Origin of the sequence: Thioclava sp. GXIMD4215 (genome assembly GCF_045291555.1) — a bacterium.
Classification (GTDB): Bacteria; Pseudomonadota; Alphaproteobacteria; order Rhodobacterales; family Rhodobacteraceae; genus Thioclava; species Thioclava litoralis.
Genome location: NZ_CP149515.1, coordinates 1,962,501 through 1,988,784, shown reverse-complemented (window position 1 = coordinate 1,988,784; position 26,284 = coordinate 1,962,501). Strand labels below are relative to the sequence as shown.

23 protein-coding genes (1 of these 23 running past the window's edge) are annotated in these 26,284 nt (G+C 59.9%); 11 read left to right on the top strand and 12 right to left on the bottom strand.

The features are described 5' to 3' along the window. Positions 1-14 precede the first annotated feature (14 nt). Genes WDB86_RS09815 through WDB86_RS09805 form a run of 3 tightly spaced genes read right to left on the bottom strand, consistent with a single transcriptional unit; the run spans position 15 to position 2,771 of the window. Positions 15-1,160, bottom strand: a complete 1,146-nt coding sequence (locus WDB86_RS09815; protein ID WP_406735806.1) for a CCA tRNA nucleotidyltransferase — start codon at positions 1,158-1,160, stop codon at positions 15-17. After that, on the bottom strand, positions 1,157-1,756 hold the full coding sequence (locus tag WDB86_RS09810; RefSeq protein WP_406735805.1) for an NUDIX hydrolase: 600 nt from the start codon (positions 1,754-1,756) through the stop codon (positions 1,157-1,159). The genes WDB86_RS09815 and WDB86_RS09810 overlap by 4 nt, the downstream gene beginning before the upstream one ends. Then, entirely contained in the window at positions 1,749-2,771 is a 1,023-nt protein-coding gene (locus WDB86_RS09805) for an Hsp33 family molecular chaperone HslO (protein WP_406735804.1), read from the bottom strand. Before WDB86_RS09805 ends, WDB86_RS09810 begins: the two co-directional genes overlap by 8 nt. A 133-nt stretch (positions 2,772-2,904) precedes the next feature. Here WDB86_RS09805 and WDB86_RS09800 point away from each other — a divergent pair, with 133 nt between their 5' ends. From WDB86_RS09800 to WDB86_RS09775, 6 genes are all read left to right on the top strand, one after another. Next, complete coding sequence (locus WDB86_RS09800; RefSeq protein WP_339108648.1) at positions 2,905-3,360, top strand: NUDIX hydrolase; 456 nt, start codon at positions 2,905-2,907, stop codon at positions 3,358-3,360. Between the two features lie 91 nt (positions 3,361-3,451). Then, on the top strand, positions 3,452-3,661 hold the full coding sequence (locus WDB86_RS09795) for a hypothetical protein (RefSeq protein ID WP_406735803.1): 210 nt from the start codon (positions 3,452-3,454) through the stop codon (positions 3,659-3,661). Between the two features lie 20 nt (positions 3,662-3,681). Continuing rightward, positions 3,682-6,447 (top strand): Ig-like domain-containing protein, encoded by a 2,766-nt coding sequence (locus tag WDB86_RS09790; protein WP_406735802.1) that lies wholly within the window; start codon positions 3,682-3,684, stop codon positions 6,445-6,447. Positions 6,448-6,516: 69 nt separating this feature from the next. Continuing rightward, positions 6,517-7,785: a TolC family protein gene (locus WDB86_RS09785; protein ID WP_339108650.1), complete on the top strand. Its 1,269-nt coding sequence runs from the start codon at positions 6,517-6,519 to the stop codon at positions 7,783-7,785. Between the two features lie 77 nt (positions 7,786-7,862). Beyond that, the gene (locus WDB86_RS09780; protein ID WP_406721624.1) at positions 7,863-10,067 is read left to right on the top strand and encodes an ATP-binding cassette domain-containing protein; all 2,205 of its coding nucleotides are present in this window, start codon (positions 7,863-7,865) and stop codon (positions 10,065-10,067) included. Between the two features lies 1 nt (position 10,068). After that, positions 10,069-11,241, top strand: coding sequence for an HlyD family type I secretion periplasmic adaptor subunit (locus WDB86_RS09775; RefSeq protein ID WP_339108652.1), 1,173 nt, complete (start codon positions 10,069-10,071; stop codon positions 11,239-11,241). 16 nt (positions 11,242-11,257) lie between these two features. Here WDB86_RS09775 and WDB86_RS09770 read toward each other — a convergent pair whose 3' ends face one another. Continuing rightward, positions 11,258-12,541 (bottom strand): SpoIIE family protein phosphatase, encoded by a 1,284-nt coding sequence (locus tag WDB86_RS09770; RefSeq protein ID WP_339108653.1) that lies wholly within the window; start codon positions 12,539-12,541, stop codon positions 11,258-11,260. A 155-nt stretch (positions 12,542-12,696) separates the two neighbouring features. Between WDB86_RS09770 and WDB86_RS09765 the strand changes: the two genes are divergently transcribed. Beyond that, positions 12,697-13,026, top strand: a complete 330-nt coding sequence (locus WDB86_RS09765) for an Hpt domain-containing protein (RefSeq protein ID WP_339108654.1) — start codon at positions 12,697-12,699, stop codon at positions 13,024-13,026. Between the two features lie 47 nt (positions 13,027-13,073). Here WDB86_RS09765 and ilvA read toward each other — a convergent pair whose 3' ends face one another. Both ilvA and WDB86_RS09755 read right to left on the bottom strand, forming a co-directional pair. Further along, entirely contained in the window at positions 13,074-14,321 is a 1,248-nt protein-coding gene (gene ilvA, locus WDB86_RS09760; protein WP_406735801.1) for a threonine ammonia-lyase IlvA, read from the bottom strand. A gap of 42 nt (positions 14,322-14,363) precedes the next feature. After that, positions 14,364-15,110, bottom strand: a complete 747-nt coding sequence (locus WDB86_RS09755; protein ID WP_406735800.1) for a hypothetical protein — start codon at positions 15,108-15,110, stop codon at positions 14,364-14,366. Between the two features lie 103 nt (positions 15,111-15,213). On the opposite strand from WDB86_RS09755, the gene WDB86_RS09750 reads away from it, so the two are divergent. Together WDB86_RS09750 and mog are read left to right on the top strand one after the other, a co-directional pair. Beyond that, positions 15,214-16,443 (top strand): argininosuccinate synthase, encoded by a 1,230-nt coding sequence (locus WDB86_RS09750; RefSeq protein WP_406721535.1) that lies wholly within the window; start codon positions 15,214-15,216, stop codon positions 16,441-16,443. Next, a complete protein-coding gene (gene mog, locus WDB86_RS09745; RefSeq protein WP_406735799.1) occupies positions 16,440-16,976 on the top strand; it encodes a molybdopterin adenylyltransferase in 537 nt (178 codons plus the stop codon). Before WDB86_RS09750 ends, mog begins: the two co-directional genes overlap by 4 nt. Here mog and queC read toward each other — a convergent pair whose 3' ends face one another. The 4 genes from queC to WDB86_RS09725 all read right to left on the bottom strand — a co-directional run bounded on the left by queC (position 16,977) and on the right by WDB86_RS09725 (position 20,320). Next, positions 16,977-17,672: a 7-cyano-7-deazaguanine synthase QueC gene (gene queC / locus WDB86_RS09740; RefSeq protein WP_406735798.1), complete on the bottom strand. Its 696-nt coding sequence runs from the start codon at positions 17,670-17,672 to the stop codon at positions 16,977-16,979. 95 nt (positions 17,673-17,767) lie between these two features. Further along, on the bottom strand, positions 17,768-18,823 hold the full coding sequence (locus WDB86_RS09735) for an AI-2E family transporter (protein ID WP_339108660.1): 1,056 nt from the start codon (positions 18,821-18,823) through the stop codon (positions 17,768-17,770). Between the two features lie 148 nt (positions 18,824-18,971). Beyond that, a complete protein-coding gene (locus tag WDB86_RS09730) occupies positions 18,972-19,910 on the bottom strand; it encodes a hypothetical protein (protein WP_406735797.1) in 939 nt (312 codons plus the stop codon). Then, positions 19,907-20,320, bottom strand: coding sequence for a phage holin family protein (locus WDB86_RS09725; protein WP_339108662.1), 414 nt, complete (start codon positions 20,318-20,320; stop codon positions 19,907-19,909). The genes WDB86_RS09730 and WDB86_RS09725 overlap by 4 nt, the downstream gene beginning before the upstream one ends. A 318-nt stretch (positions 20,321-20,638) precedes the next feature. On the opposite strand from WDB86_RS09725, the gene WDB86_RS09720 reads away from it, so the two are divergent. Together WDB86_RS09720 and WDB86_RS09715 are read left to right on the top strand one after the other, a co-directional pair. After that, complete coding sequence (locus tag WDB86_RS09720; RefSeq protein WP_339108663.1) at positions 20,639-20,812, top strand: DUF1328 domain-containing protein; 174 nt, start codon at positions 20,639-20,641, stop codon at positions 20,810-20,812. Between the two features lie 220 nt (positions 20,813-21,032). Further along, positions 21,033-22,646, top strand: coding sequence for a BCCT family transporter (locus WDB86_RS09715; protein WP_339108664.1), 1,614 nt, complete (start codon positions 21,033-21,035; stop codon positions 22,644-22,646). Positions 22,647-22,849: 203 nt separating this feature from the next. On the opposite strand, the gene WDB86_RS09710 is transcribed toward WDB86_RS09715, so the two are convergent. Further along, positions 22,850-23,251 (bottom strand): response regulator, encoded by a 402-nt coding sequence (locus tag WDB86_RS09710; RefSeq protein WP_339108665.1) that lies wholly within the window; start codon positions 23,249-23,251, stop codon positions 22,850-22,852. Next, positions 23,235-26,284, bottom strand: partial view of a chemotaxis protein CheB gene (locus WDB86_RS09705; RefSeq protein ID WP_406735796.1) — the 3' portion only. The gene runs 376 nt beyond the window's last position; only the last 3,050 of its 3,426 coding nucleotides appear in the window; its start codon lies beyond the right edge, outside the window — the gene reads right to left on this strand; its stop codon occupies positions 23,235-23,237. Before WDB86_RS09705 ends, WDB86_RS09710 begins: the two co-directional genes overlap by 17 nt.

Below are 26,284 nucleotides of genomic sequence, written 5' to 3'. Positions count from 1 at the left end.
GGCGGTGCGCAGGCTCAGCCTAGCAGATGCGCACGATCCAGCGTGAAGCCGCTGCCGATCCAGCGGATTTCCAGCTCGGCCAGCTTATCGCCCAACTCCTTGCCCTGTAAGGCGGGCAAAAGATCGCGGGCGGTGACCGGAAATGTCTGTGCGGCACCAAAGGCAATCTGCGCGGGCCAGTCGGGTGTCATCGGCATTTCCAGAAGTGCTGCGCGGACAAGCCATGCATCACACCCGTCCTCGACCCCCAGACGATACCCCATTTCGGTGGGACTGCCGATGTCTTGCGCGGCCTCGCGCAGACGGGCCAGACGTTTTGCTTCGGCCCGTGACAGGCGCAATGCGGCGGTGGCGGGCTGCGATGTCAGGCAGGCCAGACGTCGCAGCGGATCGGGGCCGCGCCCGTTTTCCAGATGGATCAGCACGGGCAGGGCTTTGGCATCCGCACCGGGCAGGAGGCGGGACAGGATGCCGGTTTGCGCCATCGAGGCAATGACGGGCGCAGGATCGGGCGCGGCCAGAAGCTTGCGCATTTCCGCGCCGATACGCTCGCGGGCGAGGCCGTCAATGCCCTCGGCCAAGGCGGCACAGGCGGCCAGACCTTCGGCATCCGGACCGTTTTCAGGCGCACCATACCATGCGGTGAAACGGAAGAAGCGCAGGATACGCAGATAGTCCTCGCGGATCCGGTCTTCCGCTTCCCCGACAAACCGGAGATGACGCGCCTGCAGATCCGCCAGACCGCTGCCCAGCGGGTCGAGGACCTCGCCATCCGAGCGTGCGTAAAGGGCGTTCATCGTGAAATCGCGCCGCGCCGCATCCTCGGCAATCTCCGTGGAAAAGGCAACCAGAGCGTGGCGGCCATCGGTCTCCTCGTCGCGGCGGAAGGTGGTGATTTCATGCGGGATATGGTCCGAGACCACTGTCACCGTGCCGTGTTCTATGCCCGTGGGAATGGGTTTCAGACCAGCGGCATTGGCGAGTGTAATCACGCTTTGTGGCGGCGCATCGGTGGCAATATCCAGATCGCTGACCGGTGCACCCAAGGCGGCATTGCGCACACAGCCACCGACAAAGAACGCCTGATGGCCGGCTGTTTCAAGCATCTGCATTACGGCCTGTGTGGCAGGGGCTGTCAGCCAGTCATCCGTCAGTTTCATGACGGGGTCAGCCTGTCTGCCAAAGAGCGCAGGATCCGCGCCGTAGCGCCCCAGATATAGTAGGGGCCATAGGGGGCGGCGTAATAGTGCCGCCACGTGCCACGCCAGCGCCGCCCCTCAAGGCGGAAATTCGCAGGATTGGCGATATGGTGCAGAGGCACGGTGAACACCTCCTCGACCTCGCCCGGTTCGGGGGCGGGGCGGAACGGCGTCGTGATCCGAGCCAGAACCGGAACCATCGAGAAGCTGGTGACGGTTTCATGCGGGTCAAGGTGGCCAAGGATCTGCACATTTTCCGAAGGCAGGCCGATTTCCTCGCGGGCTTCGCGCAGGGCGGCGGCCACAGGATCGCGGTCGCCCGCATCCACCTTACCGCCCGGAAAGGCAATCTGGCCCGGGTGGTGCTTCAGATGGGACGCGCGTTTTGTCAGATAGAGCTGCGCCCCGAAGGGCGTATCTTCGAACGCCACCAGCACAGCCGCAGGGCGCAGTACGCGCCCCGCAGGCAGGGAGATCCCCTCGTTCAGATCGTAATCCGAAGAGGGTCGCCCCGGTCGGGCCAGAGCGGCCTGTAACCGGGACGAAAGATCACTCATCCTTGGCCTCGACCGGGGTGCCATCGGGGTTTTTCGTGGCTTCAAACCCCAGCGTCTGCGGATCGAATTCGTAATGCGCGCCGCAGAACTGGCAATCGGCGGTGACGATGCCGTCTTCGGTGGTCATATGCGTGATGTCCTTGGCCGAATAGATCGACAGGCTGTTGCGCACCTTATCCGCCGAACAGGTGCAGCCGAATTCCACACGCTGCGGATCGAAGACGCGCGGTTGTTCCTCGTGAAACAATCGCACCAGAAGGTCGGTCGCATGGATGCGCGGGCCGATCAGCTCGATCTCTTCGACCGTATCCAAGAGGATATTGGCGCGGTTCCAGTTCTCGCCTTCTTCGCCGTCAAGGATGTCCTCGGCGGTCAGCAGCCCTTCGCTATCGGCACCACCCTCTTCGGGGGCGCGCAGCGGCGAGGCGGGCGGCATATGCTGCAGCATCACGCCACCGGCGCGCCATGCCTCGGACTGGCCGGGCAGGGTGGCGCGGCCATAGGCAAGCTGGAAGCGGGTCGGCAACTGCTCGGACTGCGCGAAATAGGCCTGCGCACAGGCGGTCAGCGACCCGCCCGCCAGAGGCGTGATGCCCTGATAGGGGGTCGTGCCCTCGCCCTGATCCATCAGAACGGCAAAATAGCCTTTGCCGATCTGGGGGAAACCGTCGCCCGCCTCGTCAAGGCGGTCCTTGTCAAAGCTGGCCCAAGCGCGGATGCGGGCAGGTTCGCCCTCGGCGGCAGGTGCATAGTAGTCGGTGGCGATGATGCGGATCGGGCCGTCGCCGCGTACCTGCAGCGACAGCTTCCAGCGCAGTTTGATGGTCTGGCCGATCATCGCGGTCAGCAAGGCGACCTCGGCCACCAGTGCCTCGACCACGGTGGGGTAGTCATGCTGTTTCAGGACTTCTTCCAGAACACCGTCCAGCCGTGCGACGCGGCCACGGATGTCCGAACGGTCGAGCTGGAAGGGCAGAACTGTATCGTCCCAGGCGATTTGGGATAGCGTACTCATATAGGTCCTCGAAGGGGGTTTGCCTTTGGCTTGGCAGCGGGATTACCTTGCCTATATGGGCGCGACAAGCCGCGAACCCAAGACCTCGCGGAATTTCCCGCGATTTTGTCGTGTCAAATAAAAGGGCTTTGCCATGATTCCACGTTTCGGAGAGCCGCTGCGCCGAGGGCAGCACTACAGGCGCCGTCCCGGTGCCTATGCACTTTTGCTGCGGGGGGATCAGGTGCTGCTTACCCATCAGGAGAAGCCCGTGCCGGAATTTCAGCTTCCGGGTGGTGGAATCGATCCCGGCGAGGGGGCGCTTGCGGCACTGCATCGGGAGGTGCGCGAAGAGACCGGCTGGGGTATTTCCGGCATCCGCAGGATCGGTGCCTATCGGCGTTTCGTCTATATGCCAGATTATAATATGTGGGCTGAGAAAATCTGCCTGATCCATGTTGCGCGACCAACGGTCTGCTATGGTGCCCCTACAGAAAAAGGGCATAGGGCAGTATGGCAAGATATTGATAAGGCTATAGAAACGCTATCATCTAAAAGTGACCGGCAATTTCTTTCGCAGGTTTTCGGGCTGCGGATGCCAAGAAAATGAGCAGGTAAAATGTGGCGTATTTTTGTCACATGCGTGGCCCTCGCGTCATAAGTATGGCCATTAATTGACGTTAAGAGACATTTAACTAGGCTTGTCAGCGAAAATCCGCTACCGCTTGGAAGAGCAAAAACAAATGCAGTCAAAAGAGCTGCACATCTTTTTTGAGGCGGAGCAAGACTCATGGCAAGGTCAGTGGACTTTGCCGTCCGTGATGTTACGGGCGGCGTTTCTCGTGGAACGGTTGCAGGCGATGGTGCTGGCGATTTTATCCAGGTCGGGAGCGGCGACGCGGTTTCGTTGAATCTGCGCAAAACGAATATTTTGAAATACGAACGCGCTGGCGGCGATTTGCACGTCGTTCTGACCGACGGTCGCATTGTGGATCTGGCAGGCTTTTTCGAGGCCCCTGCCAACACGCTGTATATCTCTGCCGATGGCGAGATCACGCAGGTCAATCTGGAAGATAGCGGCGACGGCGTGCTGTTTGCCAATTACTCCGAGCCGGAAATCATCGGCAAGTGGAGCCCCAATGACGAACTGGCTTTCCTGGATGGCGACGACATTCTTGCTCCGGTCGAGGAAGATACCGCCGGTATGGCCGGCTTTGCTCCGCTGCTCGGACTGGGTCCGTTGTTGGCAGGCGGTGCGGCGGCTGCGGGCGCGGTTGCGCTGGCCAGCGGCGGTGGCGACGATGAAGATGACGATAAAGACAAAAACACCGGTGGTAGCGACGATGGTGATGATGATGCCATCATCCCGACGGTCAATGACCCCGATGCCGATTACACGCTGACCACCAATACCGATGATCCCAAGGCCGAGGTCAGCGGGACCGGCGAGCCCGGATCGACCGTTGTTGTGACGCTGGGGGACCAGACGATCGAGACCACGGTGGACGAGAATGGCGACTGGGCCGTGACCTTCGAGGATGATACCTTCCCGTCGGATGGGGATTTGACCTCGACCGTTGTGGTAACGTCGCCTGGCGGAACGGAATACACCCTTGATGGTCCGGATTTCCTGATCGACATGACGCCGCCTGCGGTCGAAGTGACCTATGGTGCGGAATCGACCTCCGATATCGAGAATCTGGCCGAATATGCGGACGGGATCTCGATTGGCGGGACGGGCGAGGCCGGGGCCTCGATTACGGTCACGATCAACGGTCAGGAACAAAGCACCACTGTTGACACCGATGGCAACTGGAGTGTGACGTTCACGCAAGACCAGCTTCCGGCGGGCGAATACTCGACGGATATGGTGGTGACCGCGACCGATGTGAACGGGAACGTCACCGTTCTTAACGATGTTCTGGTCGTCGATACCGAACTCAATGTATCCTTCTCTTCGGCCAATGTGACCGCTGACAATGTGGTCAGCGCGGCAGAAGCCTCTTCGGGCTTCACCCTTTCGGGGACGACCGATCTGGACGCGACGTCGGTCAGCGTGTCGATTAACGGCAAGATCTATGATGCAACGGTCGATGCCAGCGGAAACTGGAGCGCGGTTGTCACGGATTCGTCGCTGTCGAGCGGCAGCTATGTGGCGACCGTGACCGCAATCGATGATGCGGGCAACGTCTCCACCGCTACGAAATCCGTAACGGTGGATAGCTCGGTGTCGGTGGGCATCGATAGCACGCAGATGGGCGATAACGTGATCAGCGGCTCGGAAACCTCCGGCGTGATCCTGACGGGGACCGCAGAGGCACTGGCCACGGTCACTGTCAGCTTCGGCTCGGGCACGCGCACGGTCGTTGCCGGTGCCGATGGCTCCTGGAGCGCGAATTTCAGCGCCTCCGAAGTGCCTGCCGATAGCTCTGCCGCGACGATCAGCGTGAGCGCAACCGATGCCTATGGCAATACGGCCAGCGCAAGCCAGACGATCAAGGTGGACACCGTTCTGGATACGCTGACCGTTTCGACCAGCACGCCCAATGATGATCTGGCCGATAACGTGGTCAACGCCACCGAGCGGGCTGGCGGTCTTGTGCTGAGCGGCACGGTCGAAGTCGGGGCGCAATCGGTGACGGTGACGCTGGCGGATGGCAGCCAGATTTCGGCAACCGTGAACTCGGCGACCGGAACCTGGAGCGCGACGGTTCCGGCGGATAGCCTGCCCGAGGGTGCCGCGGCAACCGAAACCCTGACCGTGACCGCCGTGGATGCATATGGCAATAGCGGTTCGACCACGCTGGATGTCGTCTTCGATACGGTTGTCGAGAATTTCTCGGTCAACTCGGTGACGGCCGATAACACCGTGAACAGCGCCGAAGCGGCCAGCGGGTTCGCGATTTCGGGTACTGTCGAGGCAGGGTCGACCATCACCGTGACGATCACCGAAACCGGTGCGACCCAGACGGTGACGGTCGGGGCCGACGGGACGTGGACGACCACATTCGGCACCGATGATCTGCCCGCAGGCACCGGCACGGCGACCTATTCGATCACCGCGGTCGATGCACATGGCAACACGCTTGAAGGCGATACCGCGACCTCCGGCATCTTCAGCTATGACCTCGAAGCGCCCGAAGCGCCCGATGTCACCTGGTCCACCAACGGGTCGAGCACCGTGCGTGCCCTTTATACCGACTCCGATGGCGAGGCTGATAGCTACACCGTGTCGGCAATCTCCGGCGATGGGACGGTGACCGAGCTGACGCATACCGCAACCGCCGCGAATGACGGTTCGGGCGAGGACATCTATTCCTTCTCGTCGCAGGCCATGAGCACCTATTTCGCGGTGACGGATGTTGATGCGGCAGGCAATGAAAGTTCGACCCTGACCGTTTCCAGTGAAACCGAGGTCAATCTTGATCTGTCGCGCGCCGGTCTGGACCAGTTCGATTTCTCCAAGATCGACCTTGATCTGGCGGATGTGAACCTGACCATCAGCGGCGACCAGATCCAGTCCCTGACCGGTGCGGAAAACACGCTGATCATCGAGGGGGACTCCGATGATACTGTCAGTGTCTCGGGGATGACCAAATCCGACACAAGCGATATGGATGGTTACACGCTTTACACGCTCGATGACGGCGATGCGAAGCTTTATGTCGATGACAGCATCACGACCTCTTTAATCTAAGGCGGGTAGATGGCTGATATGTGCAATTCCCGGACGGTTCTCGTCCGGGCGGCACTTCTGAGTGTCGTGATGACCTCTCTTTCTGGTTGTCTGGGCGGAGGGACGCCGTTTCCCTCTGGCCGGTCGGCCTATGCGCCCTCCGAGAACGGCTTTGCCGAACAGCCTCCCGGTGTGACGGCGCAAAGCTCTGCGATTATCGGCGATCTGGCGTCCCGACGTTCTGTCCTGCCTGCGGGTGGGGCCTATGATCAGGTCGCCAAAGCGGTTCTGGGCTACCAGAAAAGTGCTGCCCAGTCCGAACTTGTCGTCAAGAAACTGACCGCTCAGGCCAAGTCGAAAAACTGGCTGCCCACTCTGAAACCGGGCGTCAGCCTGACCTCGCTGGGGGATCTGGCGACGTCGATCGTTCTGGATCAGGTGCTGTTTGACAATGGGGCCAAACGGGCCGAGCGCGAATATGCCGCAGCCGATGTCGAACTGGCAGCGGTGAACCTGTCTTCGGATTACAACGACAAGGTCTATTCGGCACTTGCCCATTATATCAAGGCCCGTCAGGCCGAAGCCGAGGGCGCTGCGGCCACGCAGGCCAGCAACAAGCTGTCAGAATATGACAATATCATGCGCCAGCGCGTGGAAGGCGGCCTGTCGGATATGTCCGAGCAGCGGGTGCTGACCCAGAAGCTGATCGATATGCAGGCCACCGAGGCCGCATTGCGCGACACCGCCCGCTCCGAGATTGCGCAGCTTGAGTCCATGACGGGCGGCGCTGCGGTGCCTGCGCGGGGAATCGATGCACTGAATATTCCCGATCCGTTGCCCGATGCGCTGAGCGTCAAAGAAGCCGAAGGCAATCGTGGCCTGACCGTCGCCGAAGCAAAGATCAGCCGTGCGGGGCTGTTGCCGGGGTTGTCGGCCAGCGCCTCTGTCGGGAGCGGTAAACCGGATGCGGGGGTCAATCTTGGCACCAGCAGCGGGTTCGGTTTCGGCACGGGCGATCAGCTCAAGGCGCTGGATGCGGCGCGCCAATCGGCGCAGCAGCAGGTCGAACAGGCACGGCAGGAAGCCTATCAGGATGTGGTGACGCTGAAATCCAAGCTGACGGCTGCAGAGGCGAAGCAGGGGCGGGATGCCAATGTGGTTGCCGAAATGGAAAAGAGCCTTGCGCTTTACACCGAGCAGTACCGTCTGGGCGGGCGCAGCCTGATGGAGCTTGTTAACCAATTTGAAAATTATGCCGAGATGCGGCAGGACTTGGCTGGACAAAAGTACGATATCGCCCTGATAAGGCTAGAAATCGCACGCCGGTACGGGCTCCTTGTCGACGGGAGCGTCATTTAGCAGGGTAGAGAGTTTTGGCAGAGCGCATCATAGCATTCGACATCAATGCGTCCCATATCAGTGGGGCGAATGGTGAGCTGCGCCCTGCCGCTGGCGACCCTAAGCTTCCGGTTGCGAAGCCGCCCGCCGGTCAGAGCACCTCGGATCGTGCCCGCGCCCGTGCCGAGCTGGCCGCGCTTTATGCCGGACTTCTCGGGGCCGATATTCCGGCCATCGACATTCTCGAACAGATGCTACGGGCTGTGGGCGAGGCGACGGCGGCGCTGACCGGCGATGCCAAGGAGGCCGCCGAGATCAAGCCCGAGCATATTGCGGCTGTTCTGCGGGTGGCGGGGCTTGTGTCTTCGGTCGAGAAGATCCCCTCGATCACGCCCGATCAATGGCCCGCACTGGCGCAGATGAGCAATGGCCAGATGGTTCTGGTCATCGGGCAGGATGGCCAGACGCTGTTCGTCTATGACAAAACCTGTAAGGACCAGCGCGCCGAAGTGCCGGTGGGCGAATTTGTCAGCTTCTTTACCGGCACCGTGATCCGTGCGCGGACCTCGCTCAAACAGCTTGAGGACCGCCACAAGATTTCGTCCGAGCGCGAGCACTGGTTCTGGGGGGCGTTCCATAAACAGCGCCGTGCTTTTGTCGAGGTGGCGGTCGGGTCGCTTTTCGCGAACCTTCTGGCGGTGGCCGTGGCGCTGTTCAGCCTGCAGGTCTATGACCGTGTGATCCCGCACCAGTCGACGGCCACGCTTTGGGTTCTGGCTCTGGGCGCGTTTCTGGCGCTTGGTCTCGAGATGGCGTTGAAGGTCGCGCGCTCGGGCTTGATGGATATGGCAGGTCGCAAGATCGAGCTATCGGTCCAGCAATTGCTGATGGAACGGCTGCTGGGCATGAAGGTCGCGCCGGGTAAACGCTCGCCCAGCCAGCTTTTCTCGGCCATGCGCGAGTTTTCCTCGGTCCGCGAGTTTTTCACTGCCTCGACCATCGGCACGCTGGCGGACGTGCCTTTCGTGTTCGTTTTCCTGTTTCTGGTGGCCTCTATCGGCGGCTCGCTGATCTGGGTTCTTCTGGCGGGGGCGGTCCTGATGGTGCTGCCGGGGCTGTTGTTCCAGCGCAAGATGATCCGCCTGACCGAAGCAACCCAAGGCGCCTCGGTGCGCGCGTCCCGTCTGCTGCACGAAGCGATCTACGAGCATGAAACCGTGGCCACTTCACGCGGGGCGGACCGGTTCAAACGGATCTGGGAAGAGCTGATCACCCTGTCGGCGATCAAATCCTCCGAACAGCGCAAGCTGGCTGCGGCCCTGACCTATTGGGCGCAGATGGTCCAGCAGGGCACCTATATCACCGCCGTGGTGATCGGGACCTATAAGGTGTTTTCGGGCGATTTTACGGTCGGGTCGATCATTGCCATCGGGATCCTGACCTCGCGCACACTGTCGCCCCTGACCCAGCTTGCAGGCACGCTGTCACGCTGGTCGAATGTCAAACATGCGCTGGACGGGCTGGATGCGATCATCGAATCCGATCAGGCGCAGGCCGATGACCGTTCCTATCTGCGCACCGAGCAGGTGCGGGGCGAATACGAGATGCGCCATGTGAATTTCCAATATGATCAGGACAGCTCCCTGACGCTGGATATTCCCAACCTGAAGATCCCTCCGGGGCAGAAGGTTGCCGTGCTGGGCACTAACGGGTCCGGCAAGTCGACGCTCCTGAAGCTGATGGCGGGGCTTTATGATCCGCAAGCGGGGCGGATTTTGCTGGACGGGATCGATATCGGCCAGCTCCATCCGCGCGATCTGCGCCGCTCTCTGGGCTATCTCAGTCAGGATGTCCGGTTGTTTGCGGGGTCCTTGCGGGAAAACCTGAACCTGACCCAGCTGGAACGCGATGATGCCCGCCTCTATGAGGCGCTGGATTTTGCAGGGCTTGGGCCTTTTGTGCGTAGCCATCCGAAGGGGCTGGACCTGACCCTGCGCGATGGTGGCGAGGGGCTGTCTGTCGGGCAGCGCCAATCCATTGGCTGGGCGCGGCTCTGGTTGCAGGATCCGTCGGTGGTCATTCTTGACGAGCCGACCTCGGCCTTGGACACGACGCTGGAGGCCACATTGGTCAGCCGCTTGCAATCGTGGCTGGAAGGTCGCACTGCGATCATCGCGACGCACCGCGTGCCGATCCTGTCTTTGACCTCGCGCACCCTGATCCTGCAGAATGGAAAACTGGCAGTGGACGGCCCGCGTGATGCGGTTCTGGCCCACCTCACCAAAGCGAAAACCGGAACCTGACATGGCCACGATCGACCCCAGTGTGATCCTTACCCGCACCAAACGGATGAGCATGACTGTCTGGCTGGTCGGGATCGCACTTGCGATCTTTCTGCTTTGGGCTTCAATGGCTTGGGTTGACCAGATTGTGCGCGGTCCGGGGGAGATCGTGTCGTCGTCGCGCCCGCAGATCATCCAGAACCTCGAGGGTGGAATTCTGGCAGAGCTGGATGTGGCCGAGGGGGATCATGTCGAGGCGGGGCAGGTGCTGGCGAAGCTGTATGCCACGCAATACCAGACCCAGACCGATGATTTGCGGGACCAGATCGCGGGGCTTGAAATCCGCCAGATGCGGCTTGAAGCCGAGATGAAAGATACGCTGATTTTCAACCCGACCAGAGAGCAGATCCGCCTTGTGCCCGATATCATCGCCTCGGAATCGGGGCTGCTTGAGGCGCGGCTGGAAGATTATCACGCCCGTGTATCGGGGGCGAAAGCCGTGGTTGCACAGGCAAAGGCAGAGCGTGACCTTGTTGAACGCATGTATGAAAAGCAGGTTGCGCCACTGATCGAGGTAACCAAATCGCGCAAGGCCTTCGAGGATGCGCAGAACCAGCTCAATGAAATCATTACCAAAACCGAGCTGGATCGGGCCTCCGATTATTCGGATACGCTGAACAAGCTGGGCACCCTGCGTCAGCAACTCAAACTTTCGGAAGATCAACTGGGCCGCACCACTTTGGTGGCCCCGATGCGGGGGATCATCAACCAGCTATCGGTCACCACGATCGGCGGTGTCGTCCAGCCGGGCCAGCAGATCATGCAGATCATTCCCGAGGGCGAAGAGTTGTATATCGACGCCCAGATCGCACCGAAAGATATTGCGAATGTTCGTGCGGGGCAGGATGCCACGATCAAGCTTTCGGCCTATGATTACACGATCTATGGCAGCCTGACCGGTAAGGTGGTTGTGGTCTCTGCCGATACGTTCAAAGACGAGAAAGACCCAAATGCGCAGCCACATTACGAGGTTACGTTGAGTGTGGACCTGTCTGATCTGACAGAGCGCCAGCGCAATCTGGAAATCCGTCCCGGCATGCAGGCGACGGTGGAGTTGCATACCGGCGAGAAGACCATTCTGCAGTATCTGCTCAAGCCGCTCTACAAATCCCGCGAGGCCCTGCGCGAACCGTAAGCCTCCGCGCGAAGGGTCAGTCCGCGTTCCGCTTCGCGCCGTTGAATTCGAAGAAAACGGCAGAGACATCATCTGTCAGATTGCCATCGGCGTAATTCTCGACCTCCCAGTAAAGCGCATCAAGGAAGCCGTTGCCGTTGAGATTGGAGAGCGTCTTCAGCATGCTGTCGAGCCCGTTCTCCATAAGCAACTGGCCGTCATGCGCGGTTGCTTCCGTGATGCCATCCGACATCAGAATCAACCTTTCGCCGGGTTCGAGCACGGTCGAGAACGTCTCATATTGGGCTTCCTCGATCAGCCCCACGGGCAGGCCGCCCTGTCCCAGAAGCTCTATCGTGCCATCAATGCGTTGCTTGACGGGATGTGGATGCCCGCCCTGCACCATCAGAACCTCGCCCGAGACCAGATCCACATCGGCATAGACCATCGTGAAATAGCTCTCGGTCTGCATTTCATCCAGAACGAGTTTGTTGAGATAGGTCGCCAGCTCGCCCGGGTCCATGCCTTCGTAGATCCCGAAATCCGAGAGGACCAAGGCGATGTTCTGATCGGGCGAAGAGCCCGAAAGATACCCCGCAAGCCGCGCGGTCATCAGGGCCGATGTAATACCGTGGCCGGAGACATCGATGCCATAAAGCCCGACACGCCGCGCATTGATCGGGAAAAAGCCCACAAGATCACCGCCCACCTGACCGCAGGGCCGGAGCATGAGCGTTACCTCCGAGCTGCCGAAGCTCCGGTATCTTTCTTTGACAAGGCTTTGCTGGAGCTGCCGTGCCTCGGACAGATCGCGCCGAATACCTTCATGTACGGTTTTCAGCTCATCCAGCGTCGAACTCAGAAGCTGGTTCTTTCGCGTCAGTTCGCGCTCCATACGCAAGATCCGGTCACCGGCCTGCAGGCGCGCGCGCAACTCGTTCCCGTTGACCGGCTTGGCCAGAAAATCATCGGCCCCGCTTTGCAGGCCCAGTGCCACTTCGGCTTTTTCCGATTTGGATGTCAGCAGAATGAAATAGCCATAACCTGCCCGTGGCATTTCACGGAATTTACGGCAAAATTCCACACCGGACATGCCGGTCATCATCCAGTCGGAGATGACGATATCCGGCTCGAACTGCTGGCAAATCTCAAGCGCCTCTTCGGCAGAGGCGGCTTCGGTGACATCATAGCCGGACCGTGAAAGCTGCGCCGATAGAATACGACGCTGCATTTTGCTGTCATCGACAACAAGCACGCTGCGGCGCGCATTCTCGTCCGGCGTTTGGGTGGCCGGCGAAAGCTTATACAGAGGATCCTGCAAGCCGATTCCGCTCCTCGTGACACTACTGATGGCCATCTTTGGCGCAGCCACTCTTAATTTGGCGTAAATCCCAGTAAGTTTCCGCGCTTAAGTTTTTGGCAAGTTTTCTTGCCTAGCCTTGTCGCTGGTGGTGTTGCCCTTTGGTGGAGGTTCAGATGATCGATTGGGATCGGGTTGCCGAGTTGCAATCCGAAATTGGGGCAGATGGCTTCGGTGAAGTCGTCGAGCTCTTTATGGACGAAGTCGAGGGTGTGGTCATGCGTTTGGGGACCCGTCCCGAAAAGCTGGAAGAAGATTTGCACTTCCTCAAAGGCTCTGCGTGGAATCTCGGCTTCCGTGCTTTTGGCGTGATGTGCCAAGAGGGCGAACGGCTTTCTGCGGCAGGCCGGTCGTCCGAAGTGGATGTCTCCGCGATTCTCGATATCTATGCGGCGTCCAAAAAAGATTTCATGGCCCGCGTGGGCGAGTTCCTCAGCGCGGCCTGATATCGTCAGCCCCCCACCAATCAGCGGATCGGTGGGGGGCGTTCGCGTCAGATCAGAAACTCGGCCAAAATGGCATCTTCTGTAATGTCGCGATATGTAAAGCCGGCCTGATCAAGCTGCTGGGTCAATTTGCCGAAGCTCGTCGGATCGCGCGTTTCGATGCCAATCAGCACCGAACCGAAATTGCGGGCTGATTTCTTCAGATATTCGAAGCGGGCGATATCGTCCTGCGGACCAAGCATCTGCAGAAAATCTTTGAGCGCGCCCGGACGTTGCGGCATACGCAGAATGAAATATTTCTTCAGTCCCGAATAGCGCTGCGCCCGTTCCTTGACATCGGGCAGACGTTCAAAGTCGAAATTCCCTCCGGAAACGATACAGACCACAGTCTTGCCGGCAATTTCGTCGCGCATGTCCTGTAGCATGTCGATCGACATCGCCCCCGCAGGTTCCAACACGATGCCTTCGACATTGAGAAGCTCCAGCATGGTTCGGCAGATCCGGTTTTCAGGCGCGCCGAACACATGATCTGCGGGGACGTCGCGCAGGGCTTCGAAAGGGGCCTGGCCAATCCGCGCCACAGCCGCGCCGTCTACGAAACTGTCGACATGGGGCAGGGTGACCAGTTCACCGGCTTCCAAGGCGGCATGGAGGCTCCGGCCGCCCATAGGTTCGACATAGCGGAATTGCGTTTTGGGGCTGGCGGCCCCGAGATAGCGCGTGACACCGGCTGACAGCCCGCCGCCGCCCACCGGAATGGTGACGAAATCCGGCGCGCGCCCAAGCTGGTCCAGCAGTTCCACGGCCACGGTCGCCTGACCTTCGATCACATCGCTATTGTCGAAAGGCGCCAAGAAATGCGCGCCTGCCTCTGCACAGAAAGCTTGGCTGGCCGCCAGAGTGTCGTCGAAATAATCCCCCGTCAGCACGATCTCGACGTTATCGCCGCCAAAGCTGCGGGTTTTATCGATCTTCTGCTGCGGCGTTGTCACCGGCATGAAAATCGTGCCCCTGACCCCGAAGTGCCGGCAGGTATAGGCTAGACCCTGCGCATGGTTGCCCGCGCTGGCGCAAACGAAATGATCCGCGCTCGGGTCGGCCAAGCGCAGTTTGCGCATCGCGGTGAAGGCTCCGCGCAGCTTGTAGCTGCGCACGGGTGTCAGATCTTCGCGCTTGAGCCAGATATCCGCCCCGTAGCGCTCGGACAGGAAGTCGTTCCGCAGCAGGGACGTCGGCTCGAAAAGGTCGCGCAGCGCGCGGGCGGAGGCTTGGGCGTTCAGGGCAAAATCTGTCATGGCTCATGGAATACGCATGGTTGAAAAAGGCGCAAGCAGATTTCAAGAATTTCGGTCATACACATGCCGGTAAAGTGACGACAGCAGGGCCACCCAGCCAAGTGTTATGAGGAGCTGTGCGAAGATCTCTACCGTAGCACGAGCGATATCCCAAGGGAGGCTGCTGGGCGTAAATACAAGATCGAGCAGTACGTCGGTTCCGAGAATACCGCCTGTGACGAGGCCAAAACCCAAGCCCATTATTAGAACAATCCCACACAAAGGCAGCCACATCTTTTTGGTCCTGCGCCACATCATACGGAAGCTGTCGGTCGTTGGCCCCAAGGCCACTGCGGGCAGAAGAATGGCGAGTCGTAGGCCGATCATACCAAGGCATAGGGCTGAGATCGCTATTGCGAATGCTGTCAGCACAACACTATCCGCCTCGAAAAACGCGGCCTTCGCAAGCATCTGGAAAGGAATGGAGCAGATGAACACCGCCAAACAGATCACAATCCCGACGAGCAGATAAAAGCCGCAACGCCCGATAAACCCAAAGCGCGAAAGCGGTTTTGCCAGATCGGCTAAAGCGTATCGATGCCATGAAACTGCGATCCAGAGGCCCATGATGGAAAGGGGTATGCCGGTTAGGAAATCAACCAAGTCGACGGACATGGTCTGGGGAAGCCAGACGCAGAGGCCAAGAAAGGCGGCAAAGCAGAAGATGGCGGGTACGAATAGAATGCGCGCTGTTCGGCCTAGATCACGGAAAATATCGCGTAATGCGGTCTGCAGAATGCTGGGTAACATTTTATCTCTTTCAAATGCAGGCGTGCCAAAACGCCACTAGGCCTTGTAGCACAGAAAAAAACGCTCTATCCCCACGTCAAAATCTGTTCCTCGGGAGATGTCAATGTCCGCGCCCAAGAAAGTCGTGCTCGCCTATTCCGGCGGCCTCGATACCTCGATCATCCTCAAATGGCTGCAAACCGAATATGGCTGTGAGGTCGTTACCTTCACCGCCGATCTCGGTCAGGGCGAAGAGCTGGACCCCGCACGCAAGAAGGCCGAGATGCTAGGCATCAAGCCGGAAAACATCTTTATTGAAGACGTGCGCGAGGAATTCGTGCGCGATTTCGTTTTCCCGATGTTCCGCGCCAATGCCGTTTACGAAGGTCTCTACCTGCTGGGCACCTCGATCGCGCGTCCGCTGATCTCTAAGCGTCTGGTGGAAATCGCCAAGGCAACCGGTGCCGATGCCGTGGCGCATGGCGCGACCGGCAAGGGCAACGATCAGGTCCGTTTCGAGCTGGCCGCCTATGCGCTTGATCCCTCGATCAAGGTGATCGCGCCTTGGCGTGAATGGGACCTGCATTCGCGGACCGCACTTCTGGACTTCGCCGAGAAGAACCAGATCCCGATTGCCAAAGACAAGCGTGGCGAGGCCCCCTTCTCGGTGGATGCGAACCTGCTGCACACCTCTTCCGAGGGCAAGGTTCTGGAAAATCCGGGCGATATGGCGCCCGATTATGTCTATCAGCGCACCGATGATCCGGTCCTCGACGCACCGAACGAGCCGGAATATATCGAGATCGGGTTCGAGAAGGGCGATGCTGTCTCGATCAATGGCGAGGCGATGAGCCCGGCCTCGATCCTGACCAAGCTGAACGAGCTGGGCAAGAAGCACGGCATTGGCCGTCTGGACTTCGTGGAAAACCGCTTCGTCGGTATGAAATCGCGCGGCGTCTACGAGACCCCCGGCGGCACCATTCTTCTGGAAGCACACCGCGGCATCGAGCAGATCACGCTGGATTCCGGTGCGGGTCACCTGAAGGATTCGATCATGCCGCGCTATGCCGAGCTGATCTATAACGGCTTCTGGTTCTCGCCCGAGCGTGAGGCGCTGCAGGCGCTGATCGACAAGACGCAGGAATATGTCACCGGCACCGTGAAGCTGATGCTGTTCAAGGGCGCGGCCCGCACCGTGGCGCGCTGGTCGGAGTATTCGCTCTATTCCGAGAAGCACGTGACCTTCGAGGAAGATGCAGGCGCCTATGACCAGAAGGACGCGGCGGGCTTCATCAACCTGAACGCTCTGCGTCTGAAGCTGATCGCGACCCGCAACGCACGCGTGGCAAAATGAGCAAATCGCAGCCCCATGCCGCCATCGTCACCGTTTCCGACCGCGCCTTTGCGGGGGAATATGAAGACAAGGGCGGTCCGGGCTGCGAAGACTGGCTTGGCGGCGTGGTGACCTCGCCGCTAAGCATCTCGCGCCATATCATCCCCGACGGGCGCGAAAGCGTGGCCGAAAAGCTGCGCGAATTGGTGGGCCAAGAGGCCGATCTGATCCTTGTCACCGGCGGCACCGGCCCTGCGCCCCGCGACCAGACGCCCGAGGGCGTGGCCGATGTGATGGAGAAAGAGCTGTTGGGGTTTGGCGAGGAAATGCGCAGCGCCTCGCTGGAAGAGGTGCCCACGGCCATTCTGTCGCGCCAGACCGCTGGTATTGCAGGGAAATCGCTGATCATTACGCTGCCGGGTAAGCCTTCGGCCATAGCGACCTGCCTCAACCGCGTTTTCGCCGCTGTGCCCTATTGCCTCGATCTGATCGGGGCAGGGTATATCGAGACAGACCCCGCCAAGATCAAAGCCTTCCGCCCGAAGGCGAAGTAATCAGCGCGCTTTTTCCACCGCAGCTTTCCAGAAATCCGGATCGTCATAGACGGTAGGATCAGTCACGCCCGCCAGATCGAAGGCCTCGCGCCGCTCGACGCAGGTGCCGCAGCGCCCGCAGTGGTTTTCCCCGCCCTTATAGCAGGACCAGGTCTGGGCGAAATCCGTGCCCAGCCGTGCGCCTTCCTCGACAATCGCCGATTTCGGCACGCGGACGAAGGGCGTATAAAGAGACACATCGGCATAACCATCGAGCGCCTGTTTCTGCATCGCCTCGAAGGCCTCGGTAAAGGCGGGGCGGCAGTCGGGATAGATGAAATGGTCGCCGCCATGCACCGCCGTGGCCACCGCATCGGCGCCACGGGCCGCCGCAATCCCGAAAGCGATGGTCAGCATGATCGCGTTACGGTTCGGGACGACGGTGATGCGCATCGTCTCTTCGGCATAATGGCCATCGGGCACATCCACATCATCGGTCAGCGCCGAGCCGGTCAGTGAAGCCCCGATGCCGCGCATATCGATGATGTCATGCTTGACGCCAAGACGCCGGGCCGCGCGGGCCGCAAAATCCAGCTCTTTGCGGTGACGCTGGCCGTAGTCAAAGGAGACCAGCCCGACAAGGCTGTGTTCGGCAGCGATCTTATCGGCCAGAGTGACGGAATCGAGGCCGCCGGAACAGATGACGATGGTTTTCATGAAAGCTTCCCTGTTTTGATGCATCCGGGTGGGCTGCGACCGGAGATCAGGGTTTAGCGCGGAAGCCGCCCCAAACCAAGGGGCCTTGCACGGTGTTATTCGGTGATCTTGGTGGCCATAAGCCGTTCCGCCTGACTTTCAGGCAGGCCATCGGCCAGCACCAGCCCCCATAGCAGAAGCGGAATCGCCACAATCCCGCCTACCGGTCCCCAGAGCCAGATCCCGAAGATCAGCGAGAGAAAGACCAGCAGCGGATTCAGGCGCATATGTTTGCCAACGAGTGCAGGCGTCACAAACTGGCCCTCCATCGCGTTCAGGCTGGCGTAAAGGATTGCGGGCAGAAGTGAATAGAAGCCGTCGAAGGCCGCTACGCCTGCAAAGACCAAGGCCACGATCAGACAGGCCGGACCGATATAGAGCACGAAGTTGATAAGAAACGCGACAAGCCCCCAGAGCATCGCACCGGGCATGCCAAGCGCAGTCAGAACAAGCCCTGTTGCCAGCCCCAGCCCCGCATTGATCAGGGTAATGGTCAGGAAGTAACGCGACACCTTGCGTTCTGCCGCGCGCAGACGTTTGGCCGTTGTTGCGCGGTCCGCCGGTTCCGACAGATGGCGCGCGACCCAAGCGTAGACTTCGCTGCGGGTCAGTAGAAAAAAGAAGAGCGTGCCGATAAACACCAGAAACTGCGCGAACATCGAAGGGGCCAGCATCAGCGCATCCGAGAGCGTCGGCATTTGCACCCCGCCACCATCTTCTCCGGTCTTGGCCGCAGAATCGCTGACCGCTTCCTGAATGCGGTCGCTCATGGAGTTGAGATTGGAGATGGCGCTTTTATAGCTGTCGATGGTCGAGCGCATATCCTGCCAGACCTTCGGGGCCTGATCCACGATCTGATAGACCAGAGGCTGGAAAATCAGGACAATCATCGCCACGATCAGCAATGAGAAGATTAGCGAAGTCAGCGCCCCCCAGACGGGCGAGAACCCCATTTTCTCCCATGTGTCGGAAACGGGTGAAAGAACGATGCCCGCGACCAGTGCAAGGATCATCGGGGCAAAGATGCTTTCCACCTGTACGAGCGCGAAGACAACGCCCACCGCCCCTAAAAAGATGACGGCAATACGTGACAGGGTCTCTAGGCGACTCATGAAAGATATCCTCTGTTTCGCGCCCAACGTCTGAATTTTCGCCTTTGTTCCTGCGGAAGGCATAAATTTCACAACAGGTTATTCGGATTTCAGAAAATCAAAAAAGCCGGAGTTTCCTCCGGCTTTCCTGCATGCATTTCTCTGTCGCTTAATGCGCCACACCATTGGTCTGAAGATGGCTGCGCAGGTTTTTCACCGAAGCGCTGGCCTCTTTGGAGAATTCTTCCGCAAGACGGTCTCCAAGGTCCGACCCTTCCTTCTCGGCGCTGCGCGCAACGTCGCGCGCGGCATCAAGCGCTTCTTTCTTCACGCGGGCCGCAAGCTCTTCGGCGCGTTTTTTCTCTTCGCGATAGAACGACATCGCCTCTTCCTTGGCGCGGTCGATATAGGGGCCTGCTGCCGTATTGCGCAGCTTGTCCTTGGGCATTGCGGCAAGAACGGCAGCGCCCACGGCAAGGCTCAGCACCGCAATGACCACCGGATGGTCGGCCACGAACTGGCGCGTCTCGGTTGCGGCGCGGGTGCCGTATTCCTGCGCCTTGAGCTTGGCGGCATAAGCGCGCTCGCGGGCTTCAATCACATGTTTGCGGGCCTCCGCAGACAGGTCTTCGAGATCCTTGGACAGTTTCGTGCGCACATCGCCCGAGAATTTCGAGATCATATCGGCGCGTTCCTTTACGAAATCGCGGCCCGATTGGGTATTGTCCTCGGCTTCGCTTTCCAGTTCGCGCAGCCGCAGCGTGGCGCTGGCCCGCAGGCGGTCGATCTCTTCCGACCAGTCATTGGCCGCGCTTTCGGCTGCCGTTGCAACAGAGCCGGTTTCCGCAGTTTCCGCGCCGTTTTTGCGGCCCAGAAGGAACCATGCCAGACCTGCGCCCGCCAAGGCAAAGGCCACCGGATTCTCGCGGATGGTCGCTTCGGCGCGTTTGGCATAGGGGGTCGCGTTTTCACGAATGAAGTCAGACACATGCTCGGCCAGAAGACCCGGTGCAACGCGGCCCGTCAAATCGGCCAGCGTACCGGCCAGATCGGCCTTGTCTTTGTTCAGGCGGTTTTCGATTTCCTTGATGGTGGCTTTCTCGCTCATTTCAGGCTCTCCTTGAGATTCTGCAGATCGGCAGAGATTTTGGTGATGATTGTTTGCGGGGTCGCCGCAGCACGGCGCAGCAGCACAAAGGCCCGCAGCGCCAGAAGTCCCCCAAGAAGCATCAATAGAACGGTGGTGATCAGGGCCGCCCAGACGGGGGCAAGCCCCGCAGCCTGAAGCGCATAGACCAGCGTTTGCGAAAGGGCCGCGAGCAGGGCGATAGCCGTTGCAAGGGCGATACCCAGACATACTGCCGCAACACGCAGATTGGCCCCCGCCTGCGCGATCTCGGCACGGGCAAAGGCCATCTCATCCCGCCCGAGTTGACGGCCCTTTTCAAAGGCACGCAGCGCCGTATCGGTCAGGCCGGTGTCGGGGCTGGTCGTATGTTCGGGGTGATGTTCGTTCATAACTTACTCTTTGGTCGTCTTGGGGGCGAGGCGAAGTCGGCTGACCCGCATCTGGCGACTAAACGCCCGATCTCGGGGAAGGTTCCCAAGGCGCGACGGGGGCTGTGTCTTTTTGTCGGGCCTCTCGCGGTAGGGAAAAGTCGGGAAAAGCGGGAACGGGTCGAAATCCGGGAACTGGAACGAACGCGCGCAAACGCCGCTCGGGGTGTTCGGGTTCCCGTTGGATTTTGCAATCTTTTCGCGGAACCTCCGAGCAAAATGCAACGTTGACCTGCCAGAACGCAAGATGATTGCCAGAAACAACCGATGGAGGTTCCTATGCTTGGCTGGGCTCTTACATTTCTTATTATCGCACTGATCGCCGCCGCTCTTGGTTTCGGGGGCATTGCCGGTGCATCCGCAGGGATCGCGCAGATCCTGTTCGTGATCTTCCTGATCCTGTTCGTGGTGGCTATGGTGGCCCGCGCGATCCGCGGCAAACCGCCGGTCTGATCGGAACGAAATACGCATAATGCAAAAAGGCCGCATCTCTACAGGTGCGGCCTTTTTCACGTGAATCGGGCCTGAAACCGGTCCTTGGTTGGGTTTTTGCGAAAATTGCTCTAGGTAATGACCCGCCCTGATCGGGATTTCTCCCGATCACGAACGACGACGTTCAAGAAACGCAATGCTTGGGTGGCACGTCCCCCGAGCCCGAAACAGGGAGAACGACGTGCATTCACTTGTGCGCAAACTCGGTTTGCGAACCGATCCTTATATCTTCTTCATCTCGGCACTCTTCATGGTTGCCTTTGTCATCCTGCTGGTGATCGCGCCGGGTCCGATTGGCGATGCCTTCGCTGCCGGACGCGAATGGATCACCGTCAATCTGGGCTGGTTTTTCATCCTCGGCGTCAATGTCTGGCTGGGATTTCTGATCTGGGCGGCGATGTCGCGTCATGGTCATATCCGGCTGGGGCCGCGCGATTCCCGTCCCGAATATTCCAATCTGAGCTGGTTCACGATGCTGTTTGCCGGTGGAATCGGCACCGTGCTGATGTTCTGGGGCGTGGCCGAACCGATCAGCCATTTCTCGAAACCACCGTTGCCGGGGGTCGAACCCTATAGCACGCAGGCCGCGCAGGACGCGATGTCGATTGCGATCTACCATCTGGGCCTGCACACTTGGACGATTTTTACACTTCCCGGTCTGGCCTTCGCCTATTTCATCAATCGCTACGACCTGCCGATCCGTGTCAGTTCGGTGTTCTATCCCCTTCTGAAAGAGCGGATTTACGGCCCTTGGGGGAAGGCGATCGATATTGCCGCGATCCTCGGGACGCTCTTTGGCGTGGCGGTCTCGCTAGGGCTGGGGTCAAGCCAGATCGCGGCGGGGCTGTCGGCCCTGTTCGGGCTGCGCGATGACACGGTGCTCAAGGTGATCATTCTGACCGTCCTGACAGGGGTCGCCGTTGGCTCGATCACCGCAGGGCTCGATAAAGGGGTGAAGTTCCTCTCGAACCTCAATATCGGTATGGCCGTGGCGCTGATGGTGTTTGTGCTGGTGACCGGCTCGACGCTGTTCCTGCTGCGGGGCGTGGTGGAAACCTTCGGGCTGTATTTCGAAAATCTGCCGCGTCTGGCCTTCTGGAACGACATGCTGGCCGATGAGAATCCCGCAACTCCGAGCTGGGGCTGGCAGGGAAGCTGGACTGTCTTCTATTGGGCATGGACAGTGACCTGGTCGCCCTTCATCGGACTGTTCGTCGCGCGGATCTCGCGTGGGCGTACGATCCGCGAATTCGTTTTCGGTGTGCTGGCCGCTCCTTCGCTTTTCACCCTGATCTGGTTTGCGATCTTTGGCTGGCAGGCGATGGATTTCGACGGTATCGGCCCTGCCGCCCGTGCGGCAATGGGGGATCAGGCCGGTCAGATCAGTGCGGCTGTCGCCCAAAGCGTGCCCTTGGCGATGTTCGCCTTTTTCGAGCACTTCCCGTGGGCCGGTTTTTTACAGGGCTTCGGCGTGGTGATCGTGGCGATCTTTTTTGCCACCTCGGCGGATTCGGCCTCTTTGGTGGTGGACATGCTGTGCACCGGCACCCCCGAGCCGGGGCCTGTGCCGCAGCGTGTGTTCTGGGGGGTCGCGCAGGGGCTGGTGGCCGTTATGCTGATCGTTCTGGCCGGTGATGCCGGTCTGACCGCGCTGCAGCAGGTTATCACCGTGGTCGGTCTGCCGATCTTCATTCTGGTCTCCATGATGATCCCGTCGCTGATCCGCGGCTTTGCGGCGGAGGATATCGACCATGTGACAATCGGCAAGCGCCCCCGACTGTCCGAATTCGACTGACACGACACCAGACACAGGAAGGGGCGCCGGACTGCGCCCCTTGCCGTTTGCAGTGTTCCAGAAGCTATCCCGTATGGCACAGCGGCCCGACAGTGCGCCCGCACGGGGCATTGCAAATGAAAAAGACGCGCTCGAAATGAAAAAGACCCGCAAGGGGTCTTTGTTTCATGAAGAGCATCCGGTCGGGCGGCTATGCGGCCGACTTACTCGGCGAGGTCGGGCTCTTGTTCGCCGTCCAGAAAATGGCGTAGCGCCTCTTCCAGCTGATGCCCCCAGACAGGTTTTTCACAGAAAATGGCACCGGGGAAGCGCGTCTCGATTTCTTCGGCGCGGCTGTGACCGGATTGAAAGACCAGACTGGTGCCGCATTCCTGTAGGCGCTTGGCCAGAGGGAACACCTCGCCATCGCGCAACTGTACGTCAAGGATCGCCACATCCGGGCGCTCCTTGATGATCATTGTCCGTGCCTCCGAGCGGGAGGCGCAGGGCCCTATCACCCGATAGCCCATATCCCCGACCATCATCTCGAGATCCATTGCGACAATGGGCTCGTCTTCGCAGATCAGGACAGTTTTTTGTACATGCTCGTTAGTCTGACAGCCCATAGCTTAGCCTAGTGGTTCGTTGCTCTTCGCTCGTTTCGACCTCGATATCGCCGTGGAGTTGCGCGGCGGAAAGTTTGATCAGGGTCGATCCGAACCCGCTTCCAATCGTCGATTCACTAGGGATAACGCGGTTGGAATAGAGTTCGTTCCATTCAAGAATCAATTTGTTTTTGGGCGCAACGGTCCAGCTTACCTGAAGTGTGCCTTCCGTTGGTCCCAGAACCCCATATTTCGCGGCATTGGTTGCTAATTCGTGGAAAAGCAGGGACAGGGCGTTGATTTCTTTCGTCTGGACATAGACCTCCGGACCGTCAATCCGGATCTCGGCCTGTTTCTCGTAGGGCTCCAGCGCCACTTTCACCACTTCGCGCAGCATCAGGCCGCGACCGGTATCTCCCGACTGGGTCAGCGAATGCGACCGTGCAAGGGCGGCGATGCGCTGTTCCAACTCGGTGGTGAATTCCTTGACCGAGCCTGCCTTGCGCCCCGCGATGCGCGTCATTCCCGAAATGATGGAGAACATGTTTTTTACGCGGTGGTTCATTTCCCGCAGCATGGTCTCGCGGATCTGCATCGCCTCTTGCGCATCGGTCACATCGAAGATCACCCCGACACGGCGGCCCAGAGCGTCATGCGACAGGCGGCGCCCGACGATTTTCAGCGTGGGTGGCGAGAGGTCCTTGGTGTCCAGACGGATCGCGATATCCATATTGCCTTCGGGGCCAGCCATCTGCCGCAGGCCGTCGCGCAGGATCTCGCGGTCGTCGCGCAGAACATGGCGCAGCAGGGTGCGGGGCTTCGACAGATCGTCGTTTTCGTCAAGCCGGAACAGTGACCGGCAACGCGCGTCCATATCCAGCGTATTGGCGCGGCGGTCATATTCCCAGACACCCAGCCCCGCGACCTCAAGGGCCAGCTTCAGCCGCTCGCCCTCGCGGGCCAGTTCCTGTTCCAGCGTCAGGGCCTGCGAGATATCGGTGAAAACCAGCGTTGCGCCGTCAATCTCGCCGCTGCGGATACGGTAGGGGTTGATCACCAAAGACCATGTCTTGTCGCTTTCGCGCTGGGTGATGGTCAGTTGCTGGACCTGCTGACGGGCAATCACCTGCCGTGTCGCCTCGAAAATCTCGGTGTTTTCGTTGAGATAGCTTGTCACATCGGTCAGCGGACGTCCGCGATCGCCGTGGCGGAACGGATAGAGCGTCAGGATCGACTCCGTGTAATTGCGGATATGCAGGCGCTGGTCCACCACGATCAGGGGCAGGGCGGTGGAGGCGAAGAAGTTCTGCAAATCGGCATTGGCCACGGACAGCTCTTCGATCTTGTTCTTCAACTCGTCATTGACGGTCGAGAGCTCCTCGTTTGTCGATTGCAGCTCCTCGTTCATCGACATCATTTCTTCATTCGAGCTTTTCAGCTCTTCATTGGCGGTCTCGAGCTCCTCGACGGTGGTGTGCAGGCGGGCGCGGGTTGCGCGAAGCTCTTCCTCAAGACTTTGCACATGGCTGTCCGAAGGTTCGACCTCGTCGAAATCGTGATCCTCGATCGGTGTGAACCGCGCCGCATCGCGGAACACCAGCAGGATCGACCGGTCCGGCAGGGGCTCGGCCAGCAGCTCCAGTTTCTGGACGCCGAATTCGGAATGCGCGGACAGGTCGCGATTGACCGATTTGCGCCCAGTCTCGGCCACATGGCGGATCGCGGCCGAAATGGCTTCCTTCAGGCCGGGGCGGGCCACCGACTGCGCATGGCGCACATGGGTATCAAGCAGATCGATATCGAGATATTTGCTCAGCTTGCCGCTGGTCTTCAGGATCTTGCCCGAACGGTCCACCACCATTGCAGGGTTGGCATAGGCGTTCAGCAGCCGCGCTTCGGCCTCTGTGGTGCTGGTGCGCGGCATATTGGGGCTGTCATCCTTCTCGCCCAGGTGGATCCGGCTGGTCTGCTGTTGATCGGCCTGTCCCTTGATCAGCAGCGGATAGGACGAGCGGCTGTCGTCGCGGGTGAAAATCCGCGCGGAGGCCGCCGTGGGGATGAAATGCTTGTCATACTGGCCGACCGTTTCTGACGGACCCAGAAACAATGTGCCCCCCGGACGCAGCGCGAAATGGAAGATCGGCATCACCTCGGCCTGCAACTTGTCGCCGAAATAGATCAGCAGATTGCGGCAGGAGAGCAGGTCGATATTCGAGAATGGCGGATCGCGCACAACGCTATGCAGGGAAAACCGCACACGGTCGCGCAGATGCGAGACAATCTGGAATTTCCCGTCACGCCCGACGGTATAAAGGTCGCGGAACGGTTCGGGGATGTCGGCCAGCGCGGCTTGCGGATAGGTGCCCTGACGCGCGATACGCAGCATCTGTTCGTCGATATCGGTGGCAAAGATCTGTAATTGCTGATGATGGCCGACACGCTGCTGCGCATCATGGAACAGCATGGCCATCGAATAGGCCTCTTCGCCGCTGGAACAGCCGGGGATCCAGACGCGGATCTCGTCGCGTGTGCTTTCCTGAACCAGAGGCTCGATCACCCGCTGGCGCAGGGCTTCGAACTGCTCGGGGTCGCGGAAGAAGCGGGTGACGTTGATCAGCAGCTCGCGGAACAGCTTGTCGCATTCGTTCGCGTCCACCCGCAGGCGGCGCAGGTAGTCAAGCGCATCGCCCAGCCCCAGAACACGGATGCGGCGCTCGATCCGGCGGGTCAGTGTCGAGATCTTGTAGAGCGCGAAATCATGCCCTGATGTTTTGCGGACGACAGCACAGATATCGGGCACCATCGCTTCGATGGACTGGCCCAGCTGGACATCGTCCAGTTGCAGCGAACTGTGGGAATAGAACTGGCTTATGGTCTCGATGATCCGGCCCGGCGCGCGGATGAAATCGACAAGCCCCGTCGCCTTGGCCGACATCGGCATGCCATCATAGCGCGCGGTTTCGGGGTCCTGCGCAACGCACAGCCCGCCGAATTCCTTGATGGCGCGCAAACCGGCGCTGCCATCGGCCCCCGTGCCGGACAGGATGACACAGG

What these genes read in the sequence shown, in the direction of transcription:
- queC (WP_406735798.1), bottom strand. Translation starts at nt 17,672, where the DNA reads ATGAAAACCATCGTCATCTGTTCCGGCGGCCTCGATTCCGTCACTCTG.
- WDB86_RS09805 (WP_406735804.1), bottom strand. Translation starts at nt 2,771, where the DNA reads ATGAGTACGCTATCCCAAATCGCCTGGGACGATACAGTTCTGCCCTTC.
- WDB86_RS09810 (WP_406735805.1), bottom strand. Translation starts at nt 1,756, where the DNA reads ATGAGTGATCTTTCGTCCCGGTTACAGGCCGCTCTGGCCCGACCGGGG.
- ilvA (WP_406735801.1), bottom strand. Translation starts at nt 14,321, where the DNA reads ATGACAGATTTTGCCCTGAACGCCCAAGCCTCCGCCCGCGCGCTGCGC.
- WDB86_RS09815 (WP_406735806.1), bottom strand. Translation starts at nt 1,160, where the DNA reads ATGAAACTGACGGATGACTGGCTGACAGCCCCTGCCACACAGGCCGTA.
- WDB86_RS09765 (WP_339108654.1), top strand. Translation starts at nt 12,697, where the DNA reads ATGATCGATTGGGATCGGGTTGCCGAGTTGCAATCCGAAATTGGGGCA.
- WDB86_RS09785 (WP_339108650.1), top strand. Translation starts at nt 6,517, where the DNA reads ATGACCTCTCTTTCTGGTTGTCTGGGCGGAGGGACGCCGTTTCCCTCT.
- WDB86_RS09710 (WP_339108665.1), bottom strand. Translation starts at nt 23,251, where the DNA reads ATGGGCTGTCAGACTAACGAGCATGTACAAAAAACTGTCCTGATCTGC.
- WDB86_RS09730 (WP_406735797.1), bottom strand. Translation starts at nt 19,910, where the DNA reads ATGAGCGAGAAAGCCACCATCAAGGAAATCGAAAACCGCCTGAACAAA.
- WDB86_RS09720 (WP_339108663.1), top strand. Translation starts at nt 20,639, where the DNA reads ATGCTTGGCTGGGCTCTTACATTTCTTATTATCGCACTGATCGCCGCC.
- WDB86_RS09750 (WP_406721535.1), top strand. Translation starts at nt 15,214, where the DNA reads ATGTCCGCGCCCAAGAAAGTCGTGCTCGCCTATTCCGGCGGCCTCGAT.
- WDB86_RS09800 (WP_339108648.1), top strand. Translation starts at nt 2,905, where the DNA reads ATGATTCCACGTTTCGGAGAGCCGCTGCGCCGAGGGCAGCACTACAGG.
- WDB86_RS09735 (WP_339108660.1), bottom strand. Translation starts at nt 18,823, where the DNA reads ATGAGTCGCCTAGAGACCCTGTCACGTATTGCCGTCATCTTTTTAGGG.
- mog (WP_406735799.1), top strand. Translation starts at nt 16,440, where the DNA reads ATGAGCAAATCGCAGCCCCATGCCGCCATCGTCACCGTTTCCGACCGC.
- WDB86_RS09725 (WP_339108662.1), bottom strand. Translation starts at nt 20,320, where the DNA reads ATGAACGAACATCACCCCGAACATACGACCAGCCCCGACACCGGCCTG.
- WDB86_RS09775 (WP_339108652.1), top strand. Translation starts at nt 10,069, where the DNA reads ATGGCCACGATCGACCCCAGTGTGATCCTTACCCGCACCAAACGGATG.
- WDB86_RS09755 (WP_406735800.1), bottom strand. Translation starts at nt 15,110, where the DNA reads ATGTTACCCAGCATTCTGCAGACCGCATTACGCGATATTTTCCGTGAT.